This window comes from Microcystis wesenbergii NRERC-220, assembly GCF_032027425.1.
GTDB lineage: Bacteria > Cyanobacteriota > Cyanobacteriia > Cyanobacteriales > Microcystaceae > Microcystis > Microcystis wesenbergii_A.
In genome coordinates this window covers 1,670,097-1,687,070 of record NZ_JAVSJA010000001.1, presented here as the reverse complement: position 1 = coordinate 1,687,070, position 16,974 = coordinate 1,670,097, and the positions used below count along the sequence as shown (strand labels likewise).

Sequence of the window (16,974 nt, the reverse complement as noted above, 5' to 3'; positions counted from 1 at the left end):
TAAGCTGATCGATTCAGGTATATCCAGATAAAATGCGAATATTAACCCTTGTACCGGGAGGAATTAGCGATCAACTGCTGTTTTTTCCCACTCTAGAAACCCTCCGGCAAACTTACCCCCAAAGCAGCATTGATGTTTTGGTCGAACCTAGGGCAAAAGCTGCCTATCGTCTCTGTCCCCAGGTTAGGGAAGTGCTTTTATTTGACTATCGAGATCAGTACGGATTAGCGGATTATTTAAATATTTTGGGAGTAATTCGAGACCGGGAGTACGAAATCGCCATTAGTCTCACTAATCGTCCTGCTATCAACCTTTTACTCTGGTTAAATGGTGTTCCTAACCGTATAGGCTATGAAAATAATGGCAGCTGGTTCTTATCGGAACAAGTACCCCGGCCAACGGAAGGCTATCTAGCGGATAATTATCACGCACTGGTCAAAGGGTTAAAGATTGCTCCACCCTGTCCACCTTTAAAACTAACCTTGAATCGCGATGATATCGATTGGGCCCAAATGGAGCAGCAACGCCTCAATATCAAGGATAGCGGCTATATTCTCCTCTACGCCGGCGGTAGCGATCTCAGCATCAGCCAAGGACTAGAAACGGTTTATCCCCTAGAGAGTTGGCTAGAAATTATCCAAGGTATTCGCCATCAACAACCGGATTTGCCAATTGTCGCAATCCAGGGAGAACTGGATGAAGATTGGGTTTTAGCCCTCAAAGCCATGGATAATAACTTAAAAGTGTCCAGAACGGCCGATATCGGTAAAATGGCGGCCATGATCGCCGGTGCTAATTTATTGTTAGCTACCGAAAGTGTCCCTTTACAGTTAGCCGTGGCCGTGGGAACCTATACCCTCTCTCTGCTGCTTCCTTCGTTGCCTAAGAGAGTTTTACCGAGTGGGGGAGAGCTTCATCGATATATTGAAGCTAATACGGGAAAAGTCGCCGATATTACTCCCGAAACTGTCCTGAAAAAGATTTGGGGCCGGTAAAGAATCGGGTTTCGATCGCTTTTCTCGTGGCTCGAAACCCGAAAAAAATCGGCATCAAGGCTCAATTTTGCGATTGAGATAACTGACTTTTCAAGGATTCTAGGGAGGCCCAACGACCATCGATGGCAGTATTTTCTGGAAGAAAAAAATCGGGTGGTTGACAATTGGCTCCGCAGAGTTGACGGGGGGGCAAAGTTAGACACAACTGCTCGTATAACCACATTTGCGGGTCAAAATCCCCGTTAGGATCGAGGGTTTCCGAGAGGTCTTCGTAGGCTATTTCTCGCTCTAGAGGATAGGAGTGATCGTAGTCTTTATTTTTGTCTAGCCAGATTAATTCGGAAGTGTTTAATTGCAGACGATGATTATATTGCTGTAAACAGCGATCGCAGGTTAAGGTGACGATGGTTTCTGCTTTCACCGATACTTCCAAAAAATTCCCCCCATGTCTAACCAGCAAGGTCCCCCGCACTGGTGTCAAGGTTTCTAGATCGGGGATAAAATTATCGATGATGATGACTCTTTGTCGATCAGGAGATTTGAGGAGGTGGGGGATAAAAATAGTTTCCATAGATAACTCCTGTATCATTTATCGGGTGTCAACTGCGTTAGCGAGTAACGCCACCATAATTGCTCGGTGACAATCTTTCCTTTATCAGCTTATCGCAGACTGACCTCTAGAGACATAGACCAGTCCTAGACTGTGGGGTGTGGGGTGTAGGGTGTGGGGTGTGGGGTGTGGGGTGTGGGGTGTGGGGTGTAGGGTGTGGGGTGTGGGGTGTAGGGTGTGGGGAGAACAAAGCGTTCGACAAAAGCTCACGCCGAAGTCTGCCTTTTGCCTTTTGCCTTTTGCCTCTTGCCTTTTGCCTGTCCTAATATGTAGTCTATATTCAACGGATTTAGTTTGACAGGCTGTCTGTTGATCGATCGAGAAAGTTTCCTCAGAATTGGGAGTATATGCACAAAGATACTCCTATGTCAACGGTTTTGAAAAATTTTCTTCCTCGCCTCGGTGGATTGGTTATTGTTGCACTGCTCTGCTCGCTTGTGCTGGGGGGATGGCCTCGGCAGGGAAAAGCGGCTCAATCAGTACATTTATCCTACTGGTTGCGATCGGGAATTGAACAACTAGAGGCAGGTAATTATCAGCAAGCTTTGCAGGATTTCAATCAGTCGCTGGAACAGGAAAATAACTTGGCCCTAGCCTACAGTAATCGCTGTTTAACTCAGATTTATTTGCAGGATTATCTGCACGCTTGGCAAGACTGCACCCGCTCTTTACAACAGCAATCCGATAATTATCTAGCCTATTTCCATCGGGGTTTAGCTTTTTATCGTTTGGGAGATTATTCACAGGCGCTGACCGATTATAACCAGACTATCCGGTTAAAACCCACCTATTATCAAGCCTACTATAATCGGGGTTTAGTTCAGGCGGCCATGAAAAATTATCCCCTTGCCCTAGCCGATTTTAATCAATCCTTGCGTCAAATTACTAACTGGCAACCCGACACTTTAGCCACTATTTATAATGATCGAGGTTTATCTCATTTAGCCCTCCACAATTTTACCTCAGCCAAGGCGGATTTTAATCAAGCTCTCCGGTTAAATAAAAATAACGCCTCAGCCTACTATAATCTAGCTTGTACCGCTCACCAATTAGGTGAATACGACCGCTCGATCGCCGATTTAAATCGGGCGATTGCCATCGATCCTTTTTATGCCGATGCTTATATTAGAAGGGGATTACTGCGGCATCAATTGGGTTATTATCAATCAGCTTTAGCGGATTTAAATCAAGGAGCAAATCACCTCTATCATCAGGGATTGCACCACAATTATCAGCAAATCCTCGCCCTAATCGAGCAGATTCACCAACAGTTACTTTCCTTACCATCTCCCATTGTTTAAAAGAGCGATCAATATTAGACCTCTTGCATAATTAATTTTTCAGGGTTCAAAAACGTCAAAAATAAGGATTAAATGGCATAAAATCTGTAAATATACCATTTAATTGATTAATGCTTATTTTTAATTCTCCTGACTACTGACTACTGGCTACTGGCTCCTAACCCTAACAACGATTTTTGATTTCTACAAGAGGTCTATTATAAAGGAAAGCGCTTCATGGCTGTGACGGCGAGACGGGCATTATCTTTAAGAACTTGGGAAACCCGGGGAATTTGGGGAATTTGCCAGAGAACATCGACGGTGCGCCGTAATAATCGCACTAGATCTCCCTCATCGAGGCTAGTATTTTCGCACAATTCCGGCCAGGATGTCCCCTGGGCCCAACGGGAGGCAATCCCCATCAGTTGGGTTTCTAACCAGACGGGAATGGTGATATCGTAGCGAGATTGAGCTTGATAGAGTAAACGGCGAACTTCTCGCAGACCGGGGGAATTTCCTTCTCCTTGCCGCAAAATATCGATAACTTCTGGCACAGGCGGGTAATTGCACCAAGTATCGGGGCGAGGGGGTTCCGTAATCATGGCGCTGATGGCGGCGGCTAGTTGGCTAGGAGTCAATCTGTCCAAATCTCCGGACATCATCGCTAATCCTAACCAGAGTTCATTTTCCCCGCGAATAGTGGCCGCCGCTTCTCCGAGGGGAGTGGGCAAATAACCCTCTAATGCTTGGAATTCTCGCAAAATCTCGATTAGATTCAGAAATTCTTCCCAGTAGTAGGATTTGCGCGATTGTTGTTTCTGGTATTTAATCTGGGCTTTGTGTAACTTATCGCGAGCAATCTCTCGATCGTAGTATAATTTCATCAATCGCCCTGGATTTTTGCGTTTTTGCAGGGGATGAGCGGCAATTTGACTATTGACAATTTCAATTCTTTGTGCTTGTGTTGCCAGTTCCGTCACCGGTGGGATGCCCTGCACTTGTTGGGGGATTAAATCGGCGATCGCCTGAGTATTTTCCTCACCCTTGCGCCAACCCCCTAGGGAGACTGCTGCTAGAGAAGGGGGTATCAGTTCGCCTAATTCCGCAGGAGAGAGAAAACCTCGATCGATCTCGCTAATATCGGCATAGGCGGCTAAATACCAGCGATTATCACTGCCTAAACAAACAAGGGTTCGCACTTGACCGGCTCCGTGCAGGGTATTGACAAAGATAGCGGGGACGGGGACGGGAACCTTAATGTGTTTGCCCTTGAGATGGAGGATAGTTCCGACGGGAATATTCGGCAATTTTAGATGTATTTCCTGTCTTTTCTGTGCCTCTGACTGACTAGCGAGGATTTTATACAGTCTTTCTTCCTCCCGCAGTCTTTCCCGTAGCTTTTCGTAACTGAAGACCTGCTCCCGCTCGATCCCGGCTAATTCCATATCCAACTTAGCTAATTCGGTGGTTAAGGCGGTAATCTGTTGTCGTTCGGGGCTTAACTTCAAACGAGCGAGATATTCGGCGAAACTGCGCTCTAAGAGGTCTTTGGCCTCCTCTAGACTGTGTTTTTGCAGGAGATTTAAGACCATGCCGTAACTGGGCGCAAAACAGCTTTGCAGAGGTTCCGGTTGGGCGGTGGCCAGAAAAGCCGCTTCTTTTGCCCCTTCAAAGGGCGTTTGTACTGTCACCACATGGCCCACCGCGTCCATTCCCCGGCGACCGGCCCGGCCGGCAATCTGGACAAATTCCGAGGGAGTCAGCATACTATGGCCATCATCGGTGCGTTTGGAGAGGGCCGAGATAACGGTGGTGCGGGCGGGCATATTAATCCCGGCCGAGAGAGTAGCGGTGGCAAAAACCACCTTAATTAAACCGGCTTCAAAGAGTTGTTCGACTAACTCTTTCCAGAGGGGTAAAACCCCCGCATGGTGAACACCACAGCCCCGGGTGAGGGGTTCCACTTGGTCGGCGCGCACCAATTGGGAAGCACTGGCCAGGAATTCAAACAGTTGATTTTTCGTCTCGGGGTCGGCGGTTAAGAGGCTGAGGAGTTGCTCGTCGGACTGGGGGTTATTCGCGAAAAAAGCCAGTAATTTTTGGTGTAGAGGCGGATTTTCGACGGCAAAGAAGGAAAGGGCGAGTTCTTGCAGATTGGGATTATCTTCCAGGAAGAAAATGAGTAAACGGTAGTAAATGGCTCTAGCTTCTTCTGGATTAACGAGATTGAGGTTTTTTAGCTCTCGAATCGCCTGATCGCAACCTTTACGGCTGAAAATGACGTAAATGGCCGGGAGCATATCCTTGTCCCGCAGAGTGGTGACAATCGAGGCGATGGTGGGACAATCTTCTCGTTTTAAGCGTCGGGGTTTGCCGTGGCCGACTTTTGAGTGTAGTTTCGGGTTAACTTTGCTCTGTTTTGGGTCGAGCAGCGGGAATAATCCCTCTTTATTGGCGAAATAAAAGCGCAGGGGGACGGGGCGAAAATCGGAGTTAATTAGCTCGCAGCTGGAGGTCTGTTTATTGTCGCCGGATTGGGGCAGTTGCCGCACCCAGTTAATCCAGTCGGTGAGTTCCCCCGGGTTGCCGATGGTGGCGGAGAGGGCCACTAATTGGATACTAGGGGGACAGTAGATAATTGATTCTTCCCAAACGGTGCCGCGACCTCGATCGCTGATATAGTGACATTCATCGAGAACCAGGGTTTCCACGTTTTCTAGGGAAGTGCCTACCTGACCGATCGGAGTCCTATACAGCATATTGCGAAAAATTTCTGTAGTCATGACTACAATTAATGCTGAGGGATTGATCACCACATCGCCGGTAATTAATCCCACTTCCGCAAACAGCAGCGGGGAATCCTCATCGCCATCGGTGGGGGTGCGACCGAATTTTTCTTGAAAATCCCGGAATTTTTGGTTAGAAAGAGCTTTCAGGGGAGTGGTGTAGAAAACCCGTTTGCCCCTTTCTAGGGCGCGATAGATAGCGTATTCTCCGATTAAAGTTTTGCCGGAACCCGTGGGAGCGCAGACAACCACTGATTTACCGGCAGCGAGAGATGCGATCGCCGATTGCTGGAAGTCGTCGAGTTTAAAGGGAAAAATGGTTTTGAGATCCAAAGAAGTAGGGTTGAGGGACTCTTTCACGTCAAGTCTAAGAGGAGAAATTTTCTTAATTGTGGCTATTCTGACTGGCTTTTTTTATTCTAGTCGAAAAAAGCGGACTTCTAGAAACTAGAGGCGGATTGACCTTTACAATGGTTATAATGAATGACTTTTTTTCTATCACCACTAGCTCGCCATGGCATTAAAGCACCTGCCCAGATTGGGTAACAAATCATTGCCCCTGTTGGTTATATCAATTATTTTAGGCTATTTGGGCAATTATTTTTACCTGCATTTATTTTTGAGACTAGATTTTCTTTTTGGCAGTAGTTTTGCTTTGATCTCGGTTTCGCAACATTTAGCCCTGAAGATAATAATCTAGAAGCGGTGATCGAGCGGGCTGATCATGCCATGTTCGCCGCTAAAAATCAAGGTAGAAATCGAGTTAGTTTAGGTAAAACAGTATGAAAAATTTGTTATTTATTCTTGGTTTTTTGCTCTTAGGTGTAGCTCCAAGTTTTAGCACCGATCTCGATACGATTATACGCCGGGGAAAATTAATTGTCGCTGTCAAAAATAATCTCCCTCCCCTCGCTTTCCTTGATTCTCAGGGGAATCTGCAAGGATTGGAAATCGACATCGCTAAACGTCTAGCCGCAGAAATTCTCGGTTCTGACAGTGCTATTATTCTCCAACCCGTTAGTAATCAAGAACGTTTACAGGTGGTTATTGATGATCGGGTGGATTTGGCGATCGCTCGTGTGGCGATTACTCCTGCACGTCAGCGCTTAGTGGATTTTAGCCCCTTTTATTACCTCGATAGCAGCGGTTTTGTGACGAAAAACCAGCAATTTCAGCGTTTAGAAGACCTAGCTAACTCTAGAATCGCCGTACTCAACGGTTCGACGACAATCGCCCTTGTGCGTTCCAATTTGCCTAACGCTATCCTGCGCGGGGTTGCTTCCTATCAAGAAGCTTTTAATTTACTGGAAACGGGGGAAATAGACGCTTTTGCGGCTGATAATAGTCTTTTAACCGGTTGGGTGCGGCAATTCCCCAATTATCGTCAATTACCGATCCAGTTGGGCGCGATCGCTCTAGGAGTCGTTCTCCCTAAAGGTTTACAGTACCAAAGTCTCCGAGAACGCGTCAACCAAGCGATCGAGCGGCTAGAATCCACCGGCTGGTTAGCAGAACGGGTGAACTATTGGGGCTTACCCCTGAGAATTCGGGAAATGGGGAGATAGGGTGCTTTTTTGCTGTGAACAGTGAACAGTAATCAGTAATCAGTGAACTGAAAACTCAAATCTGATCAGTGATCACTGATAACTGATCACTGATCACTGACTAAATCCTGTTATAATTTGAGGGAATAAGTATAAAAATATTGATTGCTCGATCGCTAATTATGGAAGATACCCTGCCGCTTATTTACGTTTCTGGATTGCTAATTTTCGTGATTGGTTTAGGAATTTTTGTCATCGTGCAAATCTTTAAAACCCGTCGAGTGGAAGGAACCTTTAACAAGCTACAAAAGAAATTGCAAAAAGAAAAAGGTACAGCTAAAGAATACTATGAATTAGGGAGTCTGTATCTCGATAAAAAACTCTATGTTCAAGCATTGAGTTTACTACAAAAGGCTTTAAAAATCTCTGAGGAAGAAAACATCGAACCAGAAAATCAAGCTCTAATCTACAATGCGCTCGGTTTTTCCTATTTTGCCCAAGAACAATTAGAATTAGCGATTCGTAACTACAAAGAAGCAATTAAACTTTATCCTCAATACTCGATCGCTCTCAATAATCTTGGCAATGTTTACGAAAAGAAACAGATGGCTAAAAAAGCTCTCGAAACCTACGAAGAAACTCTCAAATTTGATCCTAACAATACCGTAGCGAAAAAGCGAGCCGAATCCCTGCGTAAACGCTTCGCCGAATCGAAATAGTTTTGACTACTATCAAATTCTTTTTAGAGATCGAAGATTCTTCGATCTCTTTCTTTCTTTATTTCAAGCCATAAAACAAGACAATTAAACTAGGGGTTAAAATCGTCAAAATTAAATTTAGGGGCGCACCCAAACGGGTAAAATCGAGGAATTTATAGCCGCCTGGTGCATAAACCATGGTATTAGTTTGATAGCCAATCGGTGTTAGATAACTATTAGAAGCAGCAAAGGTGACAGCATACATAAATGCCAAAGGATTTAAACCCAACGTTTTCGCTACTTCCACGGCGACGGGAATCATTAACACCACGGCGGCGTTATTAGAGAGGATTTCAGTTAAAACTGAGGTAATTAGATAGAAGAAAACTAAGATCCAAAACCCCGAAAGATGACCGCCGATAGCCACTAAATTATCTGCCAACCATTTAGTCGTTCCCGAGTTATCCATGGCAGTACCCAGGGGAATTAAACCCGCTAATAAAAAGATAATATCCCAACGAATGGAACCATAGACTTCTCCCGGTTTTAGACAGCCAGTAATTACCATTAAAACCACCCCGACTAAACTGGTGACAAGAATCGGTTGAATATCAAAAGCAGCAATAATAATCACTAACAAAGTAATCATTAAAGCAATAATGCCTTTATCCTGTCGCAATGATTCAAGCTCTTTTTCTTCTAAAACTAATAATTCTCGCGTGGTTTGTAACCCCACAAAACTCTGTTTTGGTCCCTGAACTAAGAGCAAGTCGCCAAATTTTAAAGGAATTTTCCCTAATCTTCCTTGTAGTAATTCCGAACCACGCCGAATCGCTAGAACTGTTGCATTATAACGCTGACGGAATTTTAGATCTTTTAAAGTTGTCCCAATTAAACGGGAATTAGATAGAATCAAAACCTCGGCTAATTTTTCCTCACCTGTAGTAATTGTCGATTCAATATCTCCTTTCTGAAATTTGACATCGGCAAAGATTTCTAAGCCTCGTTCATCTTTAATTTTTAATAGTTCTTCCCGACTACTATGAACGATTAAAATATCGCCAGCATTGAGAACTTTATCGGCTAAAGGTTGGGGTAAATGTACCTTATTTCTGATTAATTCCAACACATCAAAATCAAACTTTCTTTGTAGTCCACTTTGGGATAAAGTTTGACCGATAAGATTAGAACGAGGGGTAATAATTACCTCACTCAGATATACTTTAGAACCATAATCATCGTCTAAAAATTCCCCTGCGGAAGATTTGCGATCGGGTAGTAATTTTGGGGCAAAAATTGTTAAATAAATCAAACCTGCTAAAAAAGTGACTAATCCTAAAGCAGTAAATTGAAATAAGCTAAATTCCCCATAACCCAGCTTGGCAGAAATACCACTAGCGAGAATGTTAGTAGAAGTTCCCACCACGGTAATCATCCCCGCTAAAACTGTGGCGTAGGAAAGGGGAATTAATAACTTAGAAGGAGAAATTTTTTGTTTTTTACACCAATCTTCAACGATGGGTAAAAAGATCGCCACCACTGCCGTGTTATTAATAAAAGCACTAATCGGCCCCACTAATGCCCCTAGGACAAATACCTGTTGGTGGGGACTTTTGCCCCCCCAAACCAGCAAGCGATCGCGAATTACTTGAATCACTCCCGTGCGGGTAATTCCGGCACTAAGCACAAACATCGCCATCACTGTCACCGTGGCAGAATTACTAAACCCGGCGATACCTTCTTCGGGAGTAACTAAACCCAAGAGAATGAGGACAATCGCCACGCATAAAGCGGTTAAATCTACTGGTAGCCATTCCGCCACGAAAGCGACTAAAGCAACGACTAAAACCGTTAAAGTCAGAATAATTGGTGTTGGCATTGATTTATTTTTTCGTCATGAACCAGCGAATAAATAACTTCTCTAACTCAATCCAAACAAACATTAAGGCGCTAAATCCAAAACAGATTAATAATTCCGTGCCACTAATCCATTGAGTACCGAAGAAGTTTTGTAGAGGAGGAGCATAAATTAACAACAATTGTAGGATCGTTGTCAAACCCACGGCGGCGATAATGTAAGGATTAGAGAAGGGATTCATTTGCACAGCTAACTGGGTATGGGAACGCACCGCCAAAGCATGACCCATTTGTGCTAAACAGAGGGTAGTAAATACCATGGTTTTCCAACGTCCGGGATCTCCGATTTCGGGGGTTGCTTGAGTATATCGGTAAGCCCAGTACATCATAATAATGGTGAGAATGGCAAAGACGATGCCGATGCGAATCATATACCAACCCAAACCGCGGGCGAAAATGCTTTCCCGGGGGCTAAAAGGTGGACGTTTCATCACATTAGGTTCGGCGGGTTCCATTGCCAGAGCAAGAGCCGGTAAACCGTCGGTGACAAGGTTCATCCAGAGGATTTGCAAGGGAGAAAGGGGTACACCGCCTAAACCGAGCAGAGGAGCCGCTGCAATGGTTAAAACCTCGCCAATATTACTGCCGAGAATGTATTTAATAAAGCGCCGAATGTTACTGTAAACCACGCGCCCTTCTTCGGTGGCGGCGACGATGGTGGCAAAATTATCATCCAGCAAAATCATATCGCTGGCTTCTTTGCTGACATCGGTTCCGGTAATGCCCATGGCGATACCGATATCCGCTTGTTTTAGTGCCGGAGCATCGTTCACCCCGTCCCCCGTCATGGCGACGAATTTGCCCCGTTTTTGCAAAGCTTGGACGATTCTCAGCTTATGTTCGGGAGAAACACGAGCATAGACGCTAACACCATCTACCTCTCCCTCTAGGTCATTCTGAGACATTTTTTCTAATTCTTTACCGGTGATTACTCGCTCCCCAGCAGCCGCAATGCCCAATTCACTGGCGATCGCCTTGGCCGTTAATTGGTGATCTCCAGTAATCATAATCGGACGAATTCCCGCTTGACGACAGAGGGCAACCGCTTCTTTAACTTCTTTGCGGGGTGCATCGAGCATTCCCACCAATCCCAACCAAACCAGGGATTGTTCCTCACTATCTTCTCTTTCCGCTTCCGGCACTTCTGTCATCGGTTTATAGGAAAAACCTAAGACTCGTAGGCCATTACCCGCCATTTCGTCATTTTGTGCCAAAATACGGCTTCTTTGTGCTGCTGTTAAGGGTTGACTTTCCGCCCCAACTTGGATCAGAGAACAACGTTCGAGAATTAATTCCGGTGAGCCTTTGGTAAACATTAAATAGGCAGAATCCCCCAAACCTAACTGGGCATTCTCACAGATTACTGACATTCTCTTTCGTTCGGAAGAAAAGGGAAATTCGCCTAAACGAGGGCTTTTTGGTTCCAATGCTTCCCGATATAGTCCTCCTTTACCCGCTAACGTCAGTAAAGCTCCTTCGGTGGGATCGCCTAAAATTGACCATTCTTGCTCTTTATTCTGCAAAAGTGCATCATTACACAGCACACAAGCCGTTAAAATTGCCTGTAGTTCGGGATCACTTTCACTAGCACCACTAAACTCACCGATGGGCGCGTAACCTTCCCCCGCGACAGTAATGACATGGTGGCAAGTATTGACTTTCTGCACCACCATTTTATTTTGAGTTAAAGTTCCGGTTTTATCGGAGCAAATCGTCGTTACCGAGCCTAAGGTTTCCACTGCTGGCAATTTACGGATTAAAGCTTGTCTTCTCACCATTCTTTGGGTTCCAATTGCCAAGGTCACCGTTACCACTGCCGGTAAACCTTCGGGAACAACGGCCACAGCCATACTGAGGGAAGTTTCGAGGAATGATTCAAAAAACTGCCAACCAAAGCGAATTACGCCCCCAAGCACGACTAGAGCCACTAAAGCTAGGGAACTACTCACTAAAACGTTACCTAACTGCGACATTCGCTGCTGTAGGGGAGTTGGTTCACTTTCTACTCCTTGCAACATGGCGGCGATTTTACCGATTTCCGTATCCATTCCCGTCTTGGTAATCGCCACTTTCCCGCGCCCCTGTACTACTTCTGTACCCTGATAGACGAGGTTAATGCGATCGCCTAAAGAGGCATCTTCAGGTAAAACCTTCTGTGCTTGTTTATTCACCGATTCCGCTTCCCCCGTGAGGGCAGCTTCGCGGATTTGCAGGTTTTGTGCTTCTAATAATCTGCCATCGGCGGCAATTTGTACCCCCGCTTCCAGTAACATGATATCCCCGGGTACGAGTTCCTTGGCCGCCACTTCAAAGGTGCTACCATTACGGATAACCCGGACTTTCGGCGAGGATAACTGCTTAAGGGCGGCTAATGCCTTTTCTGCCCGACTTTCCTGTAAATATCCTAAAATACCGTTTAAAATAACAATCGTAAAAATAGCGATCGCATCTTTGGGAAATTCCCCTTTTTTCAGGTCCAAAACCGCCGAAACCACCGCCACGGCAATCAGCATCACTAACATAATGTTAGTAAACTGTTCCCAGAGAATCATTAACGGGCTACGTCCCCCCGTTTCTTTTAGTTCATTTAACCCGAAAATATCCTTTCTTTTAACAATTTCAGCCTCGATTAAGCCGGTTTCCCCATTGGTTCTCAGTATTTCTAGGGTTTGTTCGCCAGTTAAATTATGCCAAGCACGATTATTCTCTATTTCCGAGACTTGGGGTGACGTAGTGGGAAAAGTCATAGCGATCGATTGAAGAGGGTGTACGCGTGAACTAAAAAGGTAAGCGAATTAAGCTAATTACATATCACAATATCAGTTATCAGTTATCAGTGACCAGCAAACAGTTATCAGTGAGCAGTTATCAGTGAGCAGTTATCAGTGAGCAGTTATCAGTAAGCAGTCAGCAGTTATCAAGGAAGTGGGGAGACCACTTTGTGCGCGTTGCAGGGGGAGAATAAATAAAAATAATCTCCTGCCTCCTGCCTTTTGCCTCCTGCCTCCTGCCTTTTGCCTTTTGCCTCCTGCCTCCTGCCTTTTGCCTTTTGCCTTTTGCCTCCTGCCTCCTGCCTTTTGCCTCCTGCCTTTTGCCTCCTGCCTTTTGCCTCCTGCCTTTTGCCTTCTCGACAATCTGAAAAAAATGTAACGAAATGTGAAGTATAATAGCGAATGTGATAAAGACAAGACATTAGAGAGTAGATAGGAAACGATGCGAGTTGCGATCGCTGGTGCGGGACTAGCCGGATTATCTTGTGCGAAATACCTTGTCGATGCGGGACATACGCCCATCGTACTGGAACGTCGCGATGTATTAGGGGGAAAAATTGCCGCTTGGAAAGATGCCGATGGGGACTGGTACGAAACCGGTTTACATATCTTCTTTGGCGCTTATCCCAATATGCTGCAATTATTCCAAGAATTAGGCATAGAGGATCGCCTACAGTGGAAAGAACACTCGATGATCTTCAATCAGCCGGAAAAACCTGGGACCTATTCGCGGTTTGACTTCCCTGATATTCCCGCCCCAATTAACGGTATTGTTGCCATTCTCCGCAATAACGATATGTTAACTTGGGAGGAAAAAATTAAATTTGGACTCGGTTTAATCCCTGCCATTGTTAAAGGACAAAGTTACGTCGAGGAGATGGATAAATATTCTTGGTCGGAATGGTTAGAGAAACAAAACATACCCCCTAGGGTAGAAAAAGAAGTGTTTATCGCTATGTCGAAAGCCCTAAACTTTATCGATCCTAACGAGATTTCCGCCACGATTCTACTAACAGCCCTCAACCGCTTTTTACAGGAGAAAAACGGCTCAAAAATGGCTTTTCTCGACGGTTCACCCCCGGAAAGACTCTGCCAACCTTTAGTCGATTACATCAGCGCTAGAGGTGGCGAAGTGCGCTTAAATGCCCCTTTAAAAGAGATTCTCTTAAATGAAGATGGCACGGTTAAAGCCTTCTTAATGCGCGGTTTAGACGGTGGGGAAGATTATCTTTTTGAAGCCGATATTTATGTTTCTGCGATGCCTGTAGATCCTTTAAAAGTTTTACTGCCTAAGCCTTGGCAAGAGGATAAATTCTTTCAAAAATTAGAAGGATTAGAAGGGGTTCCTGTTATTAATTTACACCTCTGGTTTGATCGCAAACTAACCGACATCGATCATTTATTATTCTCCCGTTCGCCCTTACTCAGTGTTTATGCTGACATGAGCAACACCTGTAAAGAATACGCTAACCCCGATCGCTCGATGTTAGAATTAGTTCTCGCTCCCGCTCACGATTGGATTACTAAATCCGATGAAGAAATTATCGCCGCCACGATGAAAGAACTAGAAAAACTCTTTCCCCAACATTTTACTGGCGATAATCCCAGTCAATTGTTAAAATATCATCTGGTGAAAACTCCCCGATCGGTTTATAAAGCCACCCCTGGCCGACAAGCTTATCGACCTTCTCAAAAAACTCCGATCGAGAATTTTTATCTCGCCGGTGACTATACCATGCAAAAATATTTAGGAAGCATGGAAGGAGCGGTTTTATCGGGGAAATTAGCGGCAGCAGTGATCAGCAAAGATCACCCCGCAGCACCGCTAAACCCGAATAAAACCCAATCTACACCAGTGTCCAGCGCTCGTTAATTCTCTGGCTAGGGACTAATGACGAAAATGGCCTTGAGTGAGACAATGCTATATCATTAGCCACAGTTCGCCGTTAATCTAAGTCAATCATTCCGCCCCAGCAGAATGCTCCAATTGCCAAAACCGACCCACCCCACCAAACCCCTCGTCTCCCTTGCGGAGTCCTACGAACTCTGTCGCCGGATTACAGAGAAGTATTCCAAAACGTTTTATCTCGGTACTCTCCTGATGCCGAAACCAAAACGTCAAGCGATCTGGGCAATTTATGTCTGGTGTCGTCGTACCGATGAACTGGTCGATGGCCCCCAAGCCCGGTTAACTACCTCTGAAACCCTCGATTTATGGGAAAAACAGCTAGAAACCGTCTTTTCTGGGGTTGCCCTTGAGGATGCCGATGTCGCTCTCGTGGATACTCTAGAAAAGTTCCCCATGGATATCCAACCCTTTCGGGATATGATCGCCGGGCAACAGATGGATCTCTATCGCAGTCGTTATCAAACCTTTGATGAACTAAAACTGTACTGCTATCGGGTAGCGGGGACGGTGGGGTTAATGTCCAGCGCGGTGTTAGGATTGGAAGATGGCGATCGCTCGGCTCCTTGGCGACGCAATCAAAGCGTCTATATCCCTCAAGAAGAAGCGATCGATCTGGGTATTGCCAATCAATTAACCAATATTTTGCGGGATGTGGGGGAAGATGTCCATCGTGGGCGGATTTATCTACCTTTAGAGGATTTAGAGCGTTTTAACTACAGCGAAGACGATTTACTCAAAGGGGTTAATGATGACCGTTGGCAGGCGTTAATGCGCTTCCAAATTGAGCGCGCCCGTTATTACTACGATTCCGCCGAAAGGGGGATTCGCGCCCTTAATCCCGATTCCCGTTGGCCGGTTTGGGCGGCTTTACTGCTTTATCAAGGCATTTTAGACGTAATTGAAGCAAATAATTACGATGTCTTTGCCCGTCGTGCCTTCGTGCCTTTACCCAAGAAAATGCTCTATTTACCCGTGGCTTGGTTGCGATCGCAGGCGTTATAAAAATGCGACGGGTTTTGTCGCTTGCCGACTCCACCCGTCGAGTCTCAACTAGGGTTTGCGGCAAAAAGTTTTTCGTGGGGGCAGGGTGTGGGGTGTGGGGTGTAGGGTTTTACCGATTTTGAGGGGGTCAATTACCCAATTTTCAGGGAAAAAGTCCCTTAATTCTCCCCCCGATCACTCCCATATCCGGTACTTTTTGACCTCCCAAAAGTCTAAAAGTTTTACCCAACAAGGTTTTTAGACTTATTCAGCCAACCCTAACTATTAACTGTTCCCAATTCAGTTGCTGAACTTGGGTTGGCTTTTTCAGAGCGATTTAGGAGTCACCAACCAGAAAGGTCCGGTTTCCGTGCAGGGAACATCTCGATCGGTTTCGTAAACCACAAGGCCATCTTGCCGATCCAAAACCAGGGCTTCTCCTAGACGGACGTAGGATATAAATGGGCCGAGATAGCGGACAACAGGCTCATCGCTACAGGCCGGCAACACCCTCTCGTTAAAATACTCCCACCCCACATCCTCGACGCTTTCATAGTAGCGGATGCTGAGATCATCGATCGCTTTCCCCGGAAAACGTTCTCGGATAGCTGACCGGAGAAGTTCTGGCAGCGGTCGATCGGGCGATAATAATGTGGCAGATTTCATGGCTTTTCCCCCTAAAACTAAAGGAAGCGGGAAACTCTGACAAATGCCCCCCCTATCGGGACTATTGGCTTCCGCTCCCCACCCCGCCAATTTCTTACTATCTAGGGATGGGATATGGTGCGGGGAGTCCCCTTGTATTCATTGTAACAAATTTCTCCGCAAAGGTTCGGGGCGATACCGTGAGAACAGGTTCTCTGGATTTTTCGTTACAAAGATTGACAAATTTATCCTTTTATTTTGGCGATAATAATAATTACCCGGCGACAAGCCAGAACAAATAATGGAAATAGGGAAAGACCGACGAGGATGGGACTAACTAACTGGCAATAATGATAGCGAGAAAAGAAGTGGTTTAGTCGTGCCGAATTCTCGTTCCCGATCATTTAGGAGGCAGGAAAGATGACAATTTATGTCACCCGCGAGGGAGATAAACTGGTGGCCGATTCCCCACTGGAGTTGGTGGAAAAATTGCAACAATGTCAGGGTAGAATGACCGAAACAAGACAGGACTTCATGACTCGGATGGCCGCACAGATGGTGGCCAGTCAAGGCGTTACTGTTCCGATCACCGATCCGGAGAATTTTATCGCCGAGCTAATCCACAACGATTTTCTGAGCGTGGTGGACAGTATTGATGGCTAAAAGTCGGACGGGGAATTGGCGGCAAAACTTAGCCCCTAGGGTTCCTAACACTCAAACCCACTAAGCTGCCCGCGCATTTAAATTGCTTGTTGAGACGAGGCAAAAGGCACTCTTGCAAGAGGCAAGCCCCCCCTGCCCCCCGACATCGGGGGGGTCGGGGGGGCAAGGGGGGTGG

Annotated in this window: 12 protein-coding genes and 1 pseudogene; 8 read left to right on the top strand and 5 right to left on the bottom strand. The window is 45.8% G+C overall.

What is annotated here, in order from left to right:
- Positions 1 to 32: 32 nt before the first annotated feature.
- A complete protein-coding gene (locus RAM70_RS08185; RefSeq protein WP_045362561.1) occupies positions 33 to 995 on the top strand; it encodes a glycosyltransferase family 9 protein in 963 nt (320 codons plus the stop codon).
- Between the two features lie 61 nt (positions 996 to 1,056).
- Here RAM70_RS08185 and RAM70_RS08180 read toward each other — a convergent pair whose 3' ends face one another.
- The gene (locus RAM70_RS08180) at positions 1,057 to 1,566 is read right to left on the bottom strand and encodes a YceD family protein (RefSeq protein WP_045362558.1); all 510 of its coding nucleotides are present in this window, start codon (positions 1,564 to 1,566) and stop codon (positions 1,057 to 1,059) included.
- A 386-nt stretch (positions 1,567 to 1,952) separates the two neighbouring features.
- Between RAM70_RS08180 and RAM70_RS08175 the strand changes: the two genes are divergently transcribed.
- A complete protein-coding gene (locus RAM70_RS08175) occupies positions 1,953 to 2,906 on the top strand; it encodes a tetratricopeptide repeat protein (RefSeq protein ID WP_312673203.1) in 954 nt (317 codons plus the stop codon).
- 197 nt (positions 2,907 to 3,103) lie between these two features.
- On the opposite strand, the gene RAM70_RS08170 is transcribed toward RAM70_RS08175, so the two are convergent.
- Positions 3,104 to 6,031: a DEAD/DEAH box helicase gene (locus RAM70_RS08170; protein ID WP_287999871.1), complete on the bottom strand. Its 2,928-nt coding sequence runs from the start codon at positions 6,029 to 6,031 to the stop codon at positions 3,104 to 3,106.
- A 345-nt stretch (positions 6,032 to 6,376) separates the two neighbouring features.
- Between RAM70_RS08170 and RAM70_RS08165 the strand changes: the two genes are divergently transcribed.
- The 3 genes from RAM70_RS08165 to RAM70_RS08155 all read left to right on the top strand — a co-directional run bounded on the left by RAM70_RS08165 (position 6,377) and on the right by RAM70_RS08155 (position 7,934).
- On the top strand, positions 6,377 to 6,457 hold the full coding sequence (locus tag RAM70_RS08165; RefSeq protein WP_223210873.1) for a hypothetical protein: 81 nt from the start codon (positions 6,377 to 6,379) through the stop codon (positions 6,455 to 6,457).
- Positions 6,454 to 7,236 carry a transporter substrate-binding domain-containing protein gene (locus tag RAM70_RS08160; protein WP_045362550.1) on the top strand — a complete coding sequence of 261 codons (783 nt, stop codon included), beginning with the start codon at positions 6,454 to 6,456 and terminating at the stop codon, positions 7,234 to 7,236. Before RAM70_RS08165 ends, RAM70_RS08160 begins: the two co-directional genes overlap by 4 nt.
- Positions 7,237 to 7,397: 161 nt before the next feature.
- A complete protein-coding gene (locus RAM70_RS08155; protein ID WP_045362547.1) occupies positions 7,398 to 7,934 on the top strand; it encodes a tetratricopeptide repeat protein in 537 nt (178 codons plus the stop codon).
- 58 nt (positions 7,935 to 7,992) lie between these two features.
- Here RAM70_RS08155 and RAM70_RS08150 read toward each other — a convergent pair whose 3' ends face one another.
- Positions 7,993 to 9,792 (bottom strand): SLC13 family permease, encoded by a 1,800-nt coding sequence (locus tag RAM70_RS08150; RefSeq protein WP_287999868.1) that lies wholly within the window; start codon positions 9,790 to 9,792, stop codon positions 7,993 to 7,995.
- Positions 9,793 to 9,796: 4 nt separating this feature from the next.
- On the bottom strand, positions 9,797 to 12,577 hold the full coding sequence (locus RAM70_RS08145; RefSeq protein ID WP_312673199.1) for a cation-translocating P-type ATPase: 2,781 nt from the start codon (positions 12,575 to 12,577) through the stop codon (positions 9,797 to 9,799).
- Positions 12,578 to 13,043: 466 nt separating this feature from the next.
- Between RAM70_RS08145 and pds the strand changes: the two genes are divergently transcribed.
- Both pds and crtB read left to right on the top strand, forming a co-directional pair.
- A complete protein-coding gene (gene pds / locus RAM70_RS08140; RefSeq protein WP_312673197.1) occupies positions 13,044 to 14,474 on the top strand; it encodes a 15-cis-phytoene desaturase in 1,431 nt (476 codons plus the stop codon).
- 105 nt (positions 14,475 to 14,579) lie between these two features.
- Positions 14,580 to 15,512, top strand: a complete 933-nt coding sequence (gene crtB, locus RAM70_RS08135) for a 15-cis-phytoene synthase CrtB (protein WP_190380845.1) — start codon at positions 14,580 to 14,582, stop codon at positions 15,510 to 15,512.
- 306 nt (positions 15,513 to 15,818) lie between these two features.
- On the opposite strand, the pseudogene RAM70_RS08130 reads toward crtB, so the two are convergent.
- Positions 15,819 to 16,299 (bottom strand): annotated as a pseudogene (locus RAM70_RS08130) (hypothetical protein).
- A 257-nt stretch (positions 16,300 to 16,556) separates the two neighbouring features.
- Here RAM70_RS08130 and RAM70_RS08125 point away from each other — a divergent pair.
- Positions 16,557 to 16,799 carry a hypothetical protein gene (locus tag RAM70_RS08125; protein ID WP_002740673.1) on the top strand — a complete coding sequence of 81 codons (243 nt, stop codon included), beginning with the start codon at positions 16,557 to 16,559 and terminating at the stop codon, positions 16,797 to 16,799.
- Positions 16,800 to 16,974 lie beyond the last annotated feature (175 nt).